General features: G+C 62.6%; 11 protein-coding genes. 8 read left to right on the top strand and 3 right to left on the bottom strand.

Annotation, left to right across the window (positions count from 1 at the left end; genetic code table 11):
* Positions 1–9 precede the first annotated feature (9 nt).
* Together CAF90_RS11035 and CAF90_RS11030 are read left to right on the top strand one after the other, a co-directional pair.
* Complete coding sequence (locus CAF90_RS11035; protein WP_085606283.1) at positions 10–1,203, top strand: DUF3142 domain-containing protein; 1,194 nt, start codon at positions 10–12, stop codon at positions 1,201–1,203.
* The gene (locus CAF90_RS11030) at positions 1,190–3,328 is read left to right on the top strand and encodes a hypothetical protein (protein WP_085606281.1); all 2,139 of its coding nucleotides are present in this window, start codon (positions 1,190–1,192) and stop codon (positions 3,326–3,328) included. The genes CAF90_RS11035 and CAF90_RS11030 overlap by 14 nt, the downstream gene beginning before the upstream one ends.
* Here CAF90_RS11030 and CAF90_RS11025 read toward each other — a convergent pair.
* The gene (locus CAF90_RS11025) at positions 3,325–3,954 is read right to left on the bottom strand and encodes a LysE family translocator (RefSeq protein WP_085606279.1); all 630 of its coding nucleotides are present in this window, start codon (positions 3,952–3,954) and stop codon (positions 3,325–3,327) included. The two genes, CAF90_RS11030 and CAF90_RS11025, sit on opposite strands and share 4 nt — an antisense overlap.
* A 144-nt stretch (positions 3,955–4,098) precedes the next feature.
* On the opposite strand from CAF90_RS11025, the gene CAF90_RS11020 reads away from it, so the two are divergent.
* Positions 4,099–4,572: an Lrp/AsnC family transcriptional regulator gene (locus tag CAF90_RS11020; RefSeq protein ID WP_007954205.1), complete on the top strand. Its 474-nt coding sequence runs from the start codon at positions 4,099–4,101 to the stop codon at positions 4,570–4,572.
* A 37-nt stretch (positions 4,573–4,609) separates the two neighbouring features.
* Here the strand turns inward: CAF90_RS11020 and lpdA are convergent, their stop codons facing one another.
* On the bottom strand, positions 4,610–6,010 hold the full coding sequence (gene lpdA / locus CAF90_RS11015) for a dihydrolipoyl dehydrogenase (protein ID WP_085606277.1): 1,401 nt from the start codon (positions 6,008–6,010) through the stop codon (positions 4,610–4,612).
* 209 nt (positions 6,011–6,219) lie between these two features.
* Between lpdA and hflK (CAF90_RS11010) the strand changes: the two genes are divergently transcribed.
* The 5 genes from hflK (CAF90_RS11010) (at position 6,220) to cfaB (ending at position 13,533) form a co-directional block, all read left to right on the top strand.
* Positions 6,220–8,166, top strand: coding sequence for a protease modulator HflK (hflK, locus tag CAF90_RS11010; RefSeq protein ID WP_085606275.1), 1,947 nt, complete (start codon positions 6,220–6,222; stop codon positions 8,164–8,166).
* Positions 8,163–9,209, top strand: a complete 1,047-nt coding sequence (gene hflC / locus CAF90_RS11005; protein ID WP_085606273.1) for a protease modulator HflC — start codon at positions 8,163–8,165, stop codon at positions 9,207–9,209. Before hflK (CAF90_RS11010) ends, hflC begins: the two co-directional genes overlap by 4 nt.
* Entirely contained in the window at positions 9,206–10,264 is a 1,059-nt protein-coding gene (gene hflK / locus CAF90_RS11000) for a protease modulator HflK (RefSeq protein WP_085606271.1), read from the top strand. Before hflC ends, hflK (CAF90_RS11000) begins: the two co-directional genes overlap by 4 nt.
* A complete protein-coding gene (locus CAF90_RS10995; RefSeq protein WP_085606269.1) occupies positions 10,261–12,168 on the top strand; it encodes a heavy metal translocating P-type ATPase in 1,908 nt (635 codons plus the stop codon). Before hflK (CAF90_RS11000) ends, CAF90_RS10995 begins: the two co-directional genes overlap by 4 nt.
* A gap of 177 nt (positions 12,169–12,345) precedes the next feature.
* Complete coding sequence (gene cfaB, locus CAF90_RS10990; protein ID WP_085606267.1) at positions 12,346–13,533, top strand: C17 cyclopropane fatty acid synthase CfaB; 1,188 nt, start codon at positions 12,346–12,348, stop codon at positions 13,531–13,533.
* A gap of 2 nt (positions 13,534–13,535) precedes the next feature.
* Here cfaB and cls read toward each other — a convergent pair whose 3' ends face one another.
* A complete protein-coding gene (gene cls / locus CAF90_RS10985) occupies positions 13,536–14,975 on the bottom strand; it encodes a cardiolipin synthase (RefSeq protein ID WP_085606265.1) in 1,440 nt (479 codons plus the stop codon).
* Positions 14,976–15,092 lie beyond the last annotated feature (117 nt).

The following is a 15,092-nucleotide window of genomic DNA, read 5'->3' as shown; positions in this document are numbered from 1 at the left end:
CTGCAAGGTATGCGCTTTATCATCGGGTGGTCAGCCCTGGTGGCTGTGTTGTTGCTGTGTGCTTGTGAACGACAGGACGCAGTGCCGCTCGATCAGCAGCTATATGTCTGGCAACGGCAATGGACGCCAGCCCATGTACAGGCCCTGAACGACAGTCGCAACGACTTTTCGACGTTGCGGGTCTTGGCGTTGCAGGCTTTCCCGAATGCCGGATGGAGTCGGGCACGCGTCGATTCTGCGTTGTTGAAACGCGATGCCCGGCCGCTGATCGCGGTAATTCGCCTCGACGGCCAGCTCAAGGCGCTCGACCCGCAAGCGGTCACGGCGCAAATCCTTCAAGTGCTCGATGACTGGCAAGGGCAGGGACTCACCCTGGCCGGGGTCGAGATCGACCATGACGCCGGCAGTGCCCGACTGTCGGGCTATACCGAATTCCTCGCTCATTTGCGCGGCGCATTGCCGGCCAATCTGCCCCTGAGCATCACCGCGCTGCCTGCCTGGCTCGACAGCCCGCAATTGCCGGCGCTGCTGGCGACCGTCGATAGCAGTGTATTGCAGGTGCACGCCGTCAGTGATCCGCGTCGCGGTCTGTTCGATCCCGAGCAGGCGCAGCGCTGGGCCAAGGCCTGGGGGCGGGTGACCGATAAACCGTTTTATCTGGCGCTGCCGGCCTATGGCGTGGCGTTGTTGGCGGATGCCGATGGCGCTCCGGTGGTGGAAAGCGAAGTGCCACTCGAACGGGGTGGCCAGCGACGCGAATTGCTCGCCGATCCACAACAACTGGGCCGGTTGGCCAATGAGTTACGCGAGGATCGCCCGGCGCACCTGGCCGGTCTGATCTGGTTTCGGCTGCCGTTGGCCAACGACCGCAGAGCCTGGAGCCTGAGTACGCTGCGCGCGGTCGCCCGAGGCGATGCATTGAGCAGCCAGCTTGGCCTGACGTTTACCGAACAGAACGGCCTGCAAGACATCGCCCTGCGTAACGTCGGCAACCTCGACAGCGCCTGGCCCGCCCGCATCACCCTCAAGGCCCGGGGCTGCGAAGGCGCCGATGCGCTCGCCGGTTATGCGTTGCAACAGACGGCGGATCTGCTTACCTTCACCCGCCTGCGCGACGGCCGATTGCCGGCGGGCGGGCAACGTGCGATCGGTTGGGCACGCTGCGCAAATATTGATCAAGGAGGTTCGCATGTTGACCCGTAACTGGCCCCGCCATCTGCTTTGCCTGAGCCTCAGCCTGCCGCTGGGTTCGGCGCTGGCCTGCGGCCCGGATTTCCCGATGCGTCTGCTCGACGATCGCGGGCAATCGCTGGCGGAAATGCCGGAGGGCAACTTCAGGTTCGAGATCAGTCGCCTCGGCAAAACCATTGCCGGGCTGAAGAACGTCACCGCCGCCACCCACAATCCGGATGACATCTACGCCGAGGCGCCAGAACCCGCCGAGGTGCGTGACAAGGCCGAGCAGATCGGCCTGACGCCTGAACAGCAAGCGCTGGTCAAACAACTGCGCAGCCTGACCGACGCGCATCAGGTCGACGCGCAGGGCGCGAGCCTGCCGGCGGAACTGCGTCTGTATGTGGCGGGTGCCGTAGCGTTCGGTGCCGGTGACCATCAACTGGCTGTCGAGTATTTCCGTCAGTTGCTGGCGCTGCCGGCCGATCAACGTGCGTTGCGCAGCACCTGGGCCGCTTATTCGCTGGGCCGGGCTTTCTTTGCCATGAGCAGCGAAGCGGGCGATGCACTCGAAGCCTTGGAAAACGCCATCGAAGCCTTCCACCAGACGCGGCAACTGAGCATCGACGGTTTCAGCGATCCGTTGGAACTGGGCGTGGCCAGCCTTGGCGAAGAAGCGCGCGCGCTGCGCACGGCGGGTAGTTGGGACAAGGCCATCGAACTCTACGCCACGCAAAACCTGCATGGCTCGAACGTCGGCTACACCTCGCTGAAGCTGTTGATGAACGATCTGGCCGAAGAGCCCGAGGATCGACTGGAGAAGTTGCTGCGTGGCAAAGCCGTGCAGCAACTGGTGACCGCCTCGTTGATCAGCCGGATCGGCTGGTCGTTCGGCGATGAGCCGCCGAACGAGAAGAAGCTGGTCAAGGCGCTGCAAGCGAGTACGCGCGGCAGCCTCGATAACGCTGATCGTCTGGCGGCGATGAATTACCAACAGGGCGATTACGCCAGCGCCAAGGCGTTCCTCGAACACGCTGGCGACAGCGGTCTGGCGTCGTGGCTGCGGGCGAAACTGGCGGTGCGCGATGGCGACAGGAACGCGGCGGCTGCGGCTTATGCGAAAGCCGCGCAAGCGTTCCCGCAGGACGAGTCCTGGGGCGAGCGGCGCACCGCCGACTGGAATCTCGAAAGCGTGCAGCCCAAATGCCGGGTCGAGGGTGAAAGCGCGATTCTGGCGCTGCAACGTGGCGAGTATCTGCAGGCTTTCGATCAGTTGTATCGCAGCCAAAGCATTTACTGGTTCGACGCTGCGACCGTGGCCGAGCGAGTGCTGACGGTCGAGGAACTGAAAAACTATGTTGATAACAACGTCCCGGCACCGCCCGCGCTGAGCCAGCAGGATCGCGACAATTACGTGCCGCTGCCGGTGGCCGCCAGTCTGCGTAATCTGCTGGGGCGGCGTTTGTTGCGTGAGGGGCACTACGAAGAAGCGGTTGGCTATTTCGACAGCGCGGATCTGCAGAACAAGGCGCGGCTCTATGGTGAGCAACGCCTCAAAGCCGATTCGGCATGGTGGCCGACCAAACGTGCCAGCGCACTGTTCAATGCTGCGTGGACTGCCCGTGAGTGGGGCATGGACATCCTGGGCTACGAAATGGCCCCGGATTACGCGACATTCGGTGGCAACTTCAGTCTCGAAAACACCGAGCTGAAAGTCGGGCCGCTGGTGAGCGAAGCCGAGGTGAAACGTCAGAAGGCCAGTGAAGCGCAGCCGGACGAGCGTTATCACTACCGTTTTGTCGCCACGGCGCTGGCCAGTCGTGCTGCGGATAATCTGCCGCACACCAGTCAGGCGTTTGCTGCGGTGTTGTGCTCGGCTGCCGGTTTCAATAGCAGCCTGCAAGAGCAAAGCGCGCTGTACCAGCGATATGTGAAAGAAGGTCCGTACATGGGCTGGGGCGGCTATTTCGGCCAGCAATGCCCTTATCCGGATTTCGCCAACGCAGACAAACGCTACGTCACCCAGGTTGTCGATGCTGTACGCGGAGTGTTGCGGCCCTACAAGCGTGCAGTGCAGATCGGCACCATTGTCGGGTTGACCGTCATTGCGCTGGTAATCATTACCCGCCGCCAGCGCAAGGCCCGCAAAACCTAAGCCTGCTGGACGAACGTCAGGCGCACGGCAAAGCCGATCAACAGGCTGCCGAACAACCACTGCTGCACTCGCTGGGCCGTCGGGCTGTGTTTCAGCCAGCGGCCCAGCGCGGCGCCGGTCAGGGCGTAGGCGCTGTCGAACAGCAGGCCTGCGCCCACCAGCATCGCGCCGAGCAGCGCAAACTGCGTCAGCACCGGTGCGCCATCCGTCACGATGAACTGCGGCAGCAACACCGAACAGAACAGCAGGGCTTTCGGGTTGAGCAGATTGGTCAGCAGGCCGCGACGGATGGTTGCGTACCACTGCGCATGACTGTCCGTCACGGTGCCGGCGTCCAGATCCGGCAGCAGCGTGGTGCGCAGGCATTGAATGCCGATCCACAGCAAGTACGCCGCCCCGGCGATCCGCACGCCATCGAACGTCCACGGCGCCGCCTTGAACAGCGCCGCCAACCCCAAAGCGGCTAATGCGACATGACAACCCCGGGCAATCGCAAGACCCACCGCCGTGGCCAGCGCTGCGCCGCGACCCTGGCGGGCGCCGGTTTGCAACAGCAGGATCATGTCCGGACCGGGCAGCAGATAGACCACCGCCAAAGCCAGGAAAAACAGCCAGAGACTCGCCATGTCGCACCCCTTTCGTTGTCGATTCGGTCGCCTCAGTCTAGGGCTGAAGGGCAGGGCAGGTGGTTGCGTAGTCAGCTTCTAAAGGGCGCTGAATTGGCATAATCTGCGCTCTTTCACCGCGTAAACCATCAGGATCTGCCAACCATGAAACTGGATGCCTTCGACCGCAAGATTCTCGCCGCGCTGCAACGGGACGGGCGCCTGAGCAATGTGCAGCTGGCTGACGAAATCGGTCTGTCGGCGTCGCCGTGTCTGCGCCGGGTGCGGATGCTCGAAGAGGCCGGGGTGATTCGCGGATACCAGGCCAATCTGGATCGCGATGAAGTAGGGTTGGGGCTGACGGTGTTTGTCGGGGTCAAGGTCGAGCGCCACAACGACGAACAGGCCGAGGCATTCCACCGGGCGGTGACGGCATTGCCGGAGGTGATTTCAGCGTTTCTGGTGTCAGGGGAATCGGACTTTCTGCTGCAAGTGGTGGTGCCGGATCTGCGCGCCTACGACCGCTTTCTCACCGGTTGCCTGTTGAAGCTGCCGGGAGTAAGCGATATCCGCAGCAATTTTGCGATCCACACGGTGAAAACGCCCGGCGCGTTGCCGCTGGGGCATCTGCCGTCCTGATACTTCCCGCATTGCGCGGGAAGTATTCGCACAGTGCTTACATCTGCGTCGCCATCCCCTCGACATTCATCGCCGCCTGACGCAACGCTTCGGAGCGGGTTGGGTGTGGGTGACAGGTCAGGGCGATGTCCTCGGCCGAGGCGCTGAATTCCATGGCCACGCAATACTCGCCGATCATTTCGCTGACGCTCGGACCGACCAGGTGCACACCGAGGACTTCGTCGGTGCGTTCATCGGCGATGACTTTGGCGAAGCCTTCGGTCTCGTGATTGATCTTCGCCCGGCTGTTGGCGGTGAACGGGAATTTGCCGACCTTGTATGCCCGGCCTTCAGCTTTTAGCTGCTCTTCAGTCTTGCCGACGCTGGCCAGCTCCGGGCGGGTGTAGATCACGTTGGGAATCAGGTCGTAATTGACCTCGCCGGCCTTGCCGACAATCTGTTCGATGCAGGCCATGGCTTCGTCTTCGGCCTTGTGTGCGAGCATCGGCCCGGATGTTACGTCACCGATCACCCACACGCCGGGTGCTTCGGTGCGATGCTGTTTGTTGGCGAGCATGCCGCGTTTGTCGGTGCTCAGGCCGACGTTTTCCAGGCCCAGGCCCTGGGTGTACGGACGACGTCCGATCGCCACCAGCACGTAATCGGCTTCAAGGATTTCCGCGCTGCCGCCAGCGGCAGGTTCGACGCTGAGCTGTACGCCAGTGTCGGAGGAGGTGGCGCTGGTCACTTTCGAGCTCAGCTTGAAGCTGATGCCTTGTTTGCTCAGTGAGCGTTGCAGAGTCTTGCCCGCTTCGCCGTCTACACCGGGGCAGATGCGGTCGAGGTATTCCACCACCGTCACCTGCGCGCCGAGCCGGCGCCAGACCGAACCGAGTTCGAGGCCAATTACGCCTGCGCCGATCACCACCAGATGCTTGGGCACTTCGCTCAAGGACAGCGCACCGGTTGAGTCGAGGATGCGCTTATTGTCGATTTCCACGCCGGGCAGGGGAGTGGGCTCGGAGCCGGTGGCGATGACGATGTCCTTGGCAGTCAGTTCGATCCGGCTGCCCTGATCGCCGGTCACGCTGACTTTTCCGGGGCCGTCGATGTGGCCCCAGCCCTTGATCCAGTCGATCTTGTTCTTGCGGAACAGGAATTCGATGCCTTTGGTCAGGCCGCTCACGCTTTCGTCTTTCTGCTTCATCATTTGTGCAAGGTTGAGCGTGGGTTTGACCTCGATACCGAGGTTGGCGAACTCCGCGCCCAGCGCCGCTTCGTAAAGCTCGGACGCATGCAAAAGCGCCTTGGACGGCATGCAGCCGACGTTCAGGCAGGTGCCACCCAGCGTGGCGCGGCCTTCGACACACGCGGCCTTGAGGCCCAGCTGGCCGGCGCGGATCGCTGCGTTGTAACCGCCGGGGCCACCGCCCAGAATCACCACGTCATAGTTGCTCATGCTCTTACTCCTGGCTGAAGGATGCGGATCGGTAAAAGTAGTTCGCACTGAAAATTACGAACGTAATATGTGCGTTTCCGGACATTTCGGTCAAGGCTTCAGGCAAGCGACAGGTTGCACATCTTTGAATGATGCAAATGAGTACAAATATTTCACGACTTTCGTTATATCGTAACGATATGTGCAGTGAGCCAAGGTTTTGGGGGGATATGCAAGTCGATCTGGATGAAGGCACGCCGGTGAACGGATTGCCGCGCTTTCAGCAAGCGGCGACGCAGGGCCGGCGTTTGCGTCGCCTGGCGATCGGTCTGGGCGCGTTGGCCGGGGCAGGGTGGGTACTGGCGTTTTTTGTCGGGCTGTTTGCGCCGCAATCGCTGTGGCCCGCGCTGTTGGTCAATCAGAGCGCGGCGTTGCTGGTGCTGGTGGCCGGACTGCAATCGGCGTGGTGGGTGACGCAATGGCGGGCGCGGGTGATCAATCCCGTCGTGCCGGTTACGGCTGCTGAGGAAACTGCGCCGGAAGGCTGGTACGAACGGCTGCTGGATCGGATGAGTCAGCGCAGTTTGCACCTGCTCGGGCAGATCGGCGCGGCCACATTGTGGCTGGGCGGGTGGTCGGTGCTGGTGTTGTTAAGCATCGAGCAAATGTGGAATCTGACGCTGCCGGCGGCGGGAGTGGGGTTGTCCGCCACGGTCGGCGCGGCCATCGCGTTGCTGCTGGCGTTCGCTCTGCTGGTGCTCGAGCGACAGCTGGCGCAGGAAAACCCGGCGCAATGGCCCGAGGCCGGAGCGCTGGCGCAGCTGACGCGGGTGGCAATCATCAGTCTGGTGCTGGGTGCGTTGTGCCTGTTGTTCGCCAGTGACAGTGCAATCTGGCCGGTGCGGCTGGCAGTGTTGATCGGCATTCTGCCGGGGCTGGTTGCCCTGGAATTGCTGTTGCGTGCATTGCTGTCGCTGTTCAGCCCGCGCCGCGAACAACTCGAACCGGCGTTGCTGGCGCGTAGTTTCGTTGCCGATCTGCTGCGCTGGCCGCCACAACCTCTGCTCGCGTTGCAGCACGAATTGCACAACCGCTTCGGCATCGATCTGCGCCAGATCTGGGCCTTCAGTTACATGTGCCGCGCGTTCTTGCCGGTGTTGGTGCTGGTGGCGGCGGTAGGCTGGTTGCTCACCGGCCTTCACGAAATACCGATGCAAAGCCGTGGCATTTACGAGCGCTTCGGCAAACCGGTGCAGGTGTTCGGGCCGGGTTTACACGCCGGTTTGCCTTGGCCGCTGGGGCGTGTACTGAACGTTGAAAATGGTGTGGTGCATGAACTGGCAACCAGCGTCGGTGAAAATCCGGCACCCGTGCAATTGGATCCGGCAGAAGGCCCGGCGCCATTCACCGCCAACCGTTTGTGGGATGCCAGCCACGTCAATGACAAGTCCCAGGTTATCGCCAGTAGCCGTGGCGATCAGCAGAGCTTTCAGATCGTCAACATGGACGTGCGCTTCGTCTACCGCATCGGCCTGAGCGATCAAGCCGCGCTGGCCGCCACCTACAACAGCGCCGATGTGCCCACGCTGATCCGCAGCACCGCCAGCCGGATTCTGGTGCATGACTTTGCCTCGCGCACCCTCGACGGATTGCTCGGCGAGGACAGGACCGGGCTCGCCGAAGAAATCGGCCGCGCGGTGCAAAGCGATCTGCTGAAGCTCGACAGCGGTGTAGAGATTCTCGCCACGGTGGTCGAAGCGATTCACCCGCCGGCAGGGGCGGCCAATGCCTATCACAGCGTGCAAGCCGCTCAAATCGGCGCGCAGGCGTTGATCTCCCGTGAGCGCGGTGCTGCTGCCGAAGCGAGTAACCAGGCGCAGTTGCAGGCCAGCCTCGCTCGGGATCAGGCCAGTGCCAACGCCCACGAAATCAACGCCACGGCCCGGGCGGCGGATCTGAAATTCAGCGCCGAACAAAAGGCTTACGCCAGCGCCGGCCAGGCCTTCGTGCTGGAGCAATACCTCAGCCAACTCAGCCAGGGTTTGAGCAAAGCCAAACTGCTGGTACTCGACCATCGTCTGGGCGGCAGCAGTAACGCACCGACCATCGACCTGCGTACGTTTACGCTGCCGGCAGATCCGGCGCGCACCACCGCTCAGCCAGGAGCCACCCATTGAGCCAGTCGCACACTCACGATCACCATGACCACAGCGGCCACGATCATGCTCATGGCGGCGGTCATCACCATCACGGGCATCATCACCATCACCACGGTGCGCCGGAAGAGGCGGGGCCTTTTACGTGGAAACGCATGGGCTGGGCAGCGTTACTGGTGGCGTTCGCCATCGCGGCGGCGAGCCTGGTGCAAGTGCGCTCCGGTGAGGCCACGGTCATCACCCGTTTCGGCAATCCGTCCCGCGTATTGCTGGAACCTGGCCTGAGCTGGCGCTGGCCGGCGCCGTTCGAAGCGGCGATTCCGGTGGACCTGCGTTTGCGCACGACCTCCAGCGGTTTGCAGGATGTCGGCACCCGCGACGGTTTGCGCATCATCGTCCAGGCTTACGTGGCTTGGCAGGTGCAGGGCGATCCCGACAACGTGCAGCGCTTCATGCGCGCCGTGCAGAACCAGCCGGACGAAGCGGCGCGGCAGATTCGGACGTTTGTCGGCTCGGCACTGGAAACCACGGCCAGCAGTTTCGATCTGGCCAATCTGGTGAACACCGATGCCAGCCAGGTTCGCATCGCCGATTTCGAAGCGCAGTTGCGCCAGCAAATCGATCAGCAGCTGCTCGCCACCTACGGCGTGCGCGTGGTGCAGGTGGGCATCGAACGGCTGACCTTGCCATCGGTGACCCTCACTGCAACGGTCGACCGGATGCGCGCCGAGCGTGAAACCATCGCCACCGAACGCACCGCCATCGGCAAGCGTGAAGCGGCACAAATCCGCTCCGCCGCCGAACGCGATGCGCGCATCGTGCAAGCCGATGCCACGGTGAAAGCCGCCGATATAGAAGCCCAATCGCGGGTGGAAGCGGCGCAGATTTACGGGCGCGCTTACGCAGGCTCACCGCAGCTGTACAACTTGCTACGCTCGCTGGACACCCTCGGCACCATCGTTTCGCCAGACACCAAACTGATCCTGCGCACCGACGCCGCGCCATTCCGGGTGTTGGTCGACGGACCGCCGAATCTCGACAGCAAAAGCGGATCGCAGCCATGAATGAAGTTCCACGTGGAACACATTCGCTGAACAGTCCGTGGATTCAGGCGGGACGTCTGGCGTTTTTCGCGCTGTATGCGGTAACCGTGCTCGCGGCATTGGCCTGGGCGTTTTCCAATGTCCGGCAGATCGACCCGCAAAATCGCGCGGTGGTTTTGCATTTCGGAGCGCTGGATCGGATTCAGAATGCCGGGTTGTTATTGGCCTGGCCGCAGCCGTTCGAACAGGTGGTCTTGTTGCCGGCGGCGGATCGGGTGATTGAACGCCGGGTGGAAAATCTGCTGCGCAGTGATCAGGCCTTGCAGGCGGATCGCGTCGCCACCTTCGCCACGCCGCTAAGTGATGCGCTGGCCGGCTCCGGTTATTTGCTCACCGGTGATGCCGGAGTGGTGCAACTGGATGTGCGGGTGTTCTACAAGGTCACCGATCCCTATGACTTCGTACTGCAAGGCGAGCATGTGTTGCCTGCGCTGGATCGAGTGGTGACGCGAAGCGCCGTCGCACTGACGGCGGCGCGAGATCTGGACACGATTCTGGTGGCTCGGCCGGAACTGATCGGCGCTGATAATCAGGCCGCCGAACGTCGCGAACGGCTGCGCGGTGATCTGGTGCAAGGCATCAACCGCCGTCTCGCCGAGTTGAAGGCGAGCGGGCAGGGCATCGGCATCGAAGTGGCGCGGGTCGATGTGCAATCGAGTCTGCCGGAGCCTGCGGTGAGTGCGTTCAACGCCGTCCTCACCGCCAGCCAACAAGCCGACAAGGCGGTCGCCAATGCCCGCACAGAGGCCGAAAAGCTCACCCAGTCCGCCAACGAGCAGGCCGACCGCACGCTGCAAGTCGCCCACGCCCAGGCCGGTGAGCGCTTGGCCAAAGCCTCAGCCGACACGGCGACGGTGTTGAGTCTGGCCAAGGCGCAACAGCAGGGCACTGACCCGCAAATGCTGCTGCGTCTGTACCGTGAGCGGATGCCGAAGATTCTCGGTCAGGCCGGTTCGGTCACCACGGTAGACCCGAAAGACGATTCCCGCCTGATCATTCAGGGAGCCAGCAAATGACTGCCACCACCTCATCTCCGAGCCTGTTGTCCTCGGCCGAACAACGCCGCGCCGCGCGCCAGTTGACCCTGGCGATGCTCGCCCTCGGCTTGCTTGGTCTGGGGCTGATCTGGCGCTGGTTGATGCCGGAGCAAACCGGCGTCAGTCAGTTGTTGCTCGGATTCGCTTCTTTATTAGTCGCGGTGCCGGTAATGCGTTCGGCGTGGTTCAGCCTGCGTTATCCGAGCCTGCACGGCATCACCGATCAGTTGATCGCCTTGGCGATGATCGGGGCGTGGGCCACGGGCGATCTGCTCACGGCGGCGCTTTTGCCGATCATCATGATCTTCGGCCACGTGCTGGAAGAGCGCAGCGTGATCGGCTCCCAGGAAGCGATTCATGCCCTCGGCCAACTGACGCGCAGCCATGCGCGCAAGGTGCAGGCGGACGGCTCGATCATCGAAGTCGACAACGGCACGCTCAAGGCCGGCGACAAAGTCGAAGTGCGCGCCGGCGACCGGGTGCCGGCGGACGGTCGGGTTTTATCCGGCCAGGCCAGCCTCGATACGGCGTCGATCACCGGTGAGTCGGTGCCGGTCGAGGCGGGCGTCGGCATGGCGGTGTTCGGCGGCGCGATCAACCTCGACGGGTTGCTGCGAATTGAAGTGACCCGTACCGGGGATGAATCGACCCTCGGCAAAGTCATCGCGCTGATGCAGAACGCCGAACGCTCCAAACCGCCGATCACTCGTTTGCTCGAACGTTATGCCGGCAGTTACATGGTGCTGGTGTTGTTGCTCGCGGCGGTCACCTGGTTCATCACCAACGATGCGCAGGCGATGCTCGCGGTGCTGGTGGCGGCATGCCCTTGCGCATTGGTGCTGTCGGCGCCGGCCACGGCGATTGCCGGGGTAGCGGTGGCGGCGCGGCACGGGATTCTGATCCGCAGTTCGGCGTTCCTTGAGGAATTGGCCGATCTCACTTCGCTGGTGGTCGACAAGACCGGCACCCTGACTTACGGCACGCTGCGCTTGCAGTCGATCAACAGCCCGCGAGCGGATCACGGGTCGGTGATGGCGCTGGCTGCAAGCCTGGGTGCGGCGAGCAGCCATCCGGTGAGCCGCGCGCTGGCCGGACTGGTCAGCGCGGAGGAGGTGCTGGTGCTGACCGATATTCACGAGCGACAGGGGTTGGGCGTAGTGGCCAAGACCGCGCAAGGCGAGGCCGCGCTCGGGCGTCCGGAGCTGTTTGCGCAGTTGGGCATCTCGACCACGGCGATCCCCGAACACGACGGCCCGATTGCCGGGCTGGCGTTGAACGGCGAATTCCTCGCCTGGCTGTTGCTGGCCGACACCGTCAAACCGGAAGCGCGATTTGCACTGAGTGAACTGCGTGACCTCGGGCTGGGGCGGCAACTGCTGTTGACCGGCGACCGGCAAAGCGTCGCGCAGACACTGGCCAAGGATGTCGGCCTGCACGAAGTCGAGGCCCAGGCGTTGCCCGAAGACAAGCTCAATCGAGTGCTCAAGGAAATCGACAACGGCTTCCGGCCGATGGTGGTCGGCGACGGGATCAACGATTCGCTGGCGCTCAAGGCGGGCGTCGTCGGGGTGGCGATGGGAGCGGGCGGCGCGGATATCGCGCTGGCGTCCGCCGATATCGTGCTGATCGGCAGTGACCTGCGTCGACTCGGCACCTGCGTGCGCCTCAGCCGTCAGTGCCGACGGACCTTGCAAGTGAACGTGATCATCGGTCTGGGCTGGACGCTGGCCATCGTAGTGTTCGCGGCCTTCGGCTGGCTCGGTGCAGCGGGCGCGATGATCGCTGCATTGCTGCACAACCTGAGCACGTTGCTGGTGCTGGGCAATGCCGGTCGCCTGCTGCGTTTTCAGGAACCGCTGCTGAAGCTGAAAGCGTCGGACTGATCATTTTTCGAACTGTGCGCCGCTCTCGCAGTCATTTGAGAAGGCGCACTGAAGCAAGGATGACAGCGCCATTACAGCCTCTGCGGCTGATAGTCGGCGACTATCAAATCGATAGCCTGCTAATTTTCAAGGATGGTCTACCCTCAGATCAGACGTCTGAAACCAGGGGGATATTCCATGCTCGCGCAACTTCCACCGGCCTTACAGAATCTGCAGCTTCCGCTTCGCCTGCGACTCTGGGACGGCCATGAATTCAATCTGGGCCCGACGCCCAGCGTCACCATCGTGGTCAAGGACCCGCAGATGGTCACCCAGTTCACCCATCCAAGTCTGGACGCATTGGGTGCGGCCTTCGTCGAGGGCAAGCTCGAACTGGAGGGCTCGATCAGCGAAGTCATCCGGGTGTGCGATGAGTTGAGCACGGCGCTGCTCAATGAAGACGAAGAAAGTCAGCCGGTGCGCACCGTGCACGACAAGGAAACCGACGCCAAAGCCATCTCCTACCATTACGACCTGTCCAACGCGTTCTACCAGCTGTGGCTGGACAGCGACATGGCGTATTCCTGCGCGTATTTCGAAACCGGCAGCGAATCCCTGGAGCAAGCCCAGCAAGCCAAGTTCCGGCATCTTTGTCGCAAGCTGCGTCTGCAGCCAGGCGATTATCTGTTGGACGTCGGTTGCGGTTGGGGCGGATTGGCGCGTTATGCCGCCCGCGAGTTCGGCGCCAAGGTCTTCGGTATCACCCTGAGCAAAGAGCAACTGGCCCTGGCCCGCGAGCGAGTCAAAGCCGAGGGGCTGGAAGATCAGATCGAACTGCAACTGCTCGACTACCGCGATCTGCCACAGGACGGGCGTTTCGACAAAGTGGTCAGCGTCGGCATGTTCGAACACGTTGGTCATGCCAATCTCGCCGAATACTGCAAAACCCTGTTCGGCGCGGTGAAAGAGGGCGGTCTGGTGATGAATCACGGCATCACCGCCAAGCACACCGATGGCCGTCCCGTGGGACGCGGTGCCGGGGATTTCATCGAGAAGTACGTGTTCCCCAACGGCGAGTTGCCGCATTTGGCGATGATCTCGGCCGAGATCAGCGAAGCGGGTCTGGAGATCGTCGACGTCGAGAGTCTGCGCCTGCATTACGCGCGCACCCTGGACCACTGGAGCGAACGGCTGGAAGACAATCTCGAAGCCGCCGCGAAACTCGTACCGGATCAGGCGCTGCGCATCTGGCGTCTGTACCTGGCGGGCTGTGCTTATGCATTTGCCCGCGGCTGGATCAATCTGCATCAGATCCTTGCCGTGAAGGCCCATGCCGACGGCAGCCATGAACTGCCGTGGACGAGGGACGACATCTACAACCCTTGAACTTAGAGAATCGGTGAAATAAGCCGGGCGATCCGCATGCCGACCTGTTGCAGGCGGTGGATCTCCCGGCTTTCTTCTTTGGCGACCTCGTAGGCCTGGGCGAAGTCATCGTTGAGCATCTGTTCCACGCTGGCGGCGAATTCGCTGTCAACGGTCAGCAGCATCACTTCGAAATTCAGCCGGAACGAACGGTTGTCCAGATTGGCGCTGCCGATGGCGCTGATTTCGCTGTCGATCAACACCACTTTCTGATGCAGGAAACCCGGTTCGTAGCGGAATACCCGCACGCCGGCGCGCACCGCTTCGAACGCGTAAAGGCTGGAGGCGGCGTAGACGATGCGATGGTCGGGACGCGAAGGCAGCAACAGGCGCACGTCGACTCCGCGCAAAACTGCCAGGCGCAACGCCGCGAACACGGCTTCGTCGGGAATGAAGTAGGGGCTGGTGATCCACACGCGCTCGGTGGCGGCGTGGATGGCCTCGACGAAGAACAGCGAGCAGGTTTCGTAGGCATCCGCCGGGCCGCTGGCGAGCAACTGGCAAAGCACGCCATCCTCCGGGTACGCGTCCGGCAGGATCAGCGGCGGCAATGACCGCGCGGCCCAGAACCAGTCTTCGGCAAATGACTCCTGCATGCACGCCACCACGGGACCGCGCACCTGGACGTGGGTGTCGCGCCACGGTGCCAGCGGTGGTTTTTCACCCATGTATTCGTCGCCGACGTTGTGCCCGCCGACAAACCCGATCAGCCCGTCGACCACCACGATCTTGCGGTGGTTGCGAAAATTCACTTGGAAACGATTGAGCCAGCCACTGCGGGTGGCGAACGCCTTGCCCTCGATGCCGCCATCGCGCAGCGTCTGCACGTAGCTGTGGGGCAGGGCGTGGCTGCCGATGCGGTCGTAGAGCAAATGAATCACCACGCCTTCGGCCGCTTTCTTCAGCAGCAGATCACGCAGGCGCTGACCGAGACGATCGTCGTGAATGATGAAAAACTGGATCAGCACCGCTTCCCGCGCTTGGTCGATTGCGTGGAAAATCGCCTCGAAGGTAGCGGCACCGTTGATCAGCAATCGCACTTCATTATTGGCCAGGCATGGCATGCGTCCCAGCTTCGGCATTGCGCGCAACGAGTCGTAAGCATTCGAGGCGCGGGCGGTCAGGGCTTCCTCCACCCACGGCCGCCAGTTGAGTTCGGAAATCGCCTGGCGCATCTGTTCGTTGGCCTGGCGGCGGGCCTTGATGTAGCCATCGAAGGTGCTGCGGCCGAACACCAGATAAGGGATGAGGGTGAGGTAGGGAATGAAGATCAGCGACAGCGCCCAGGCGATCGAGCCTTGGGCGGTGCGTACGGTCAATACGGCATGGATCGCGGCGATCGAGCCGAGGGTGTGTATCAGGGCGATCAGATAACCGAAAATGTGCGGTCCGAAATAATCCATGGGGCAACCTTGCTCCTGAAGATTCAATGCTTAACAGACCATGTTCCATGGCGATTGTCGCTATTTGTTTTCACGCCGCCAGCGCCCGCCATGAACCGAAACAGGCGGCCGGCGTCT

It is taken from the genome of Pseudomonas sp. B37(2017) (assembly GCF_002112885.1).
Lineage (GTDB): Bacteria > Pseudomonadota > Gammaproteobacteria > Pseudomonadales > Pseudomonadaceae > Aquipseudomonas > Aquipseudomonas paraglycinae.
This window is presented reverse-complemented; position numbering and strand designations above follow the sequence as displayed.

Excerpts from the sequence above, each read along its gene's own strand:
- CAF90_RS11020 (WP_007954205.1), top strand. The coding sequence starts at position 4,099 with ATGAAACTGGATGCCTTCGACCGCAAGATTCTCGCCGCGCTGCAACGG.
- cls (WP_085606265.1), bottom strand. The coding sequence starts at position 14,975 with ATGGATTATTTCGGACCGCACATTTTCGGTTATCTGATCGCCCTGATA.
- CAF90_RS10995 (WP_085606269.1), top strand. The coding sequence starts at position 10,261 with ATGACTGCCACCACCTCATCTCCGAGCCTGTTGTCCTCGGCCGAACAA.
- cfaB (WP_085606267.1), top strand. The coding sequence starts at position 12,346 with ATGCTCGCGCAACTTCCACCGGCCTTACAGAATCTGCAGCTTCCGCTT.
- CAF90_RS11025 (WP_085606279.1), bottom strand. The coding sequence starts at position 3,954 with ATGGCGAGTCTCTGGCTGTTTTTCCTGGCTTTGGCGGTGGTCTATCTG.
- CAF90_RS11035 (WP_085606283.1), top strand. The coding sequence starts at position 10 with ATGCGCTTTATCATCGGGTGGTCAGCCCTGGTGGCTGTGTTGTTGCTG.
- CAF90_RS11030 (WP_085606281.1), top strand. The coding sequence starts at position 1,190 with ATGTTGACCCGTAACTGGCCCCGCCATCTGCTTTGCCTGAGCCTCAGC.
- hflK (WP_085606271.1), top strand. The coding sequence starts at position 9,206 with ATGAATGAAGTTCCACGTGGAACACATTCGCTGAACAGTCCGTGGATT.
- hflK (WP_085606275.1), top strand. The coding sequence starts at position 6,220 with ATGCAAGTCGATCTGGATGAAGGCACGCCGGTGAACGGATTGCCGCGC.
- lpdA (WP_085606277.1), bottom strand. The coding sequence starts at position 6,010 with ATGAGCAACTATGACGTGGTGATTCTGGGCGGTGGCCCCGGCGGTTAC.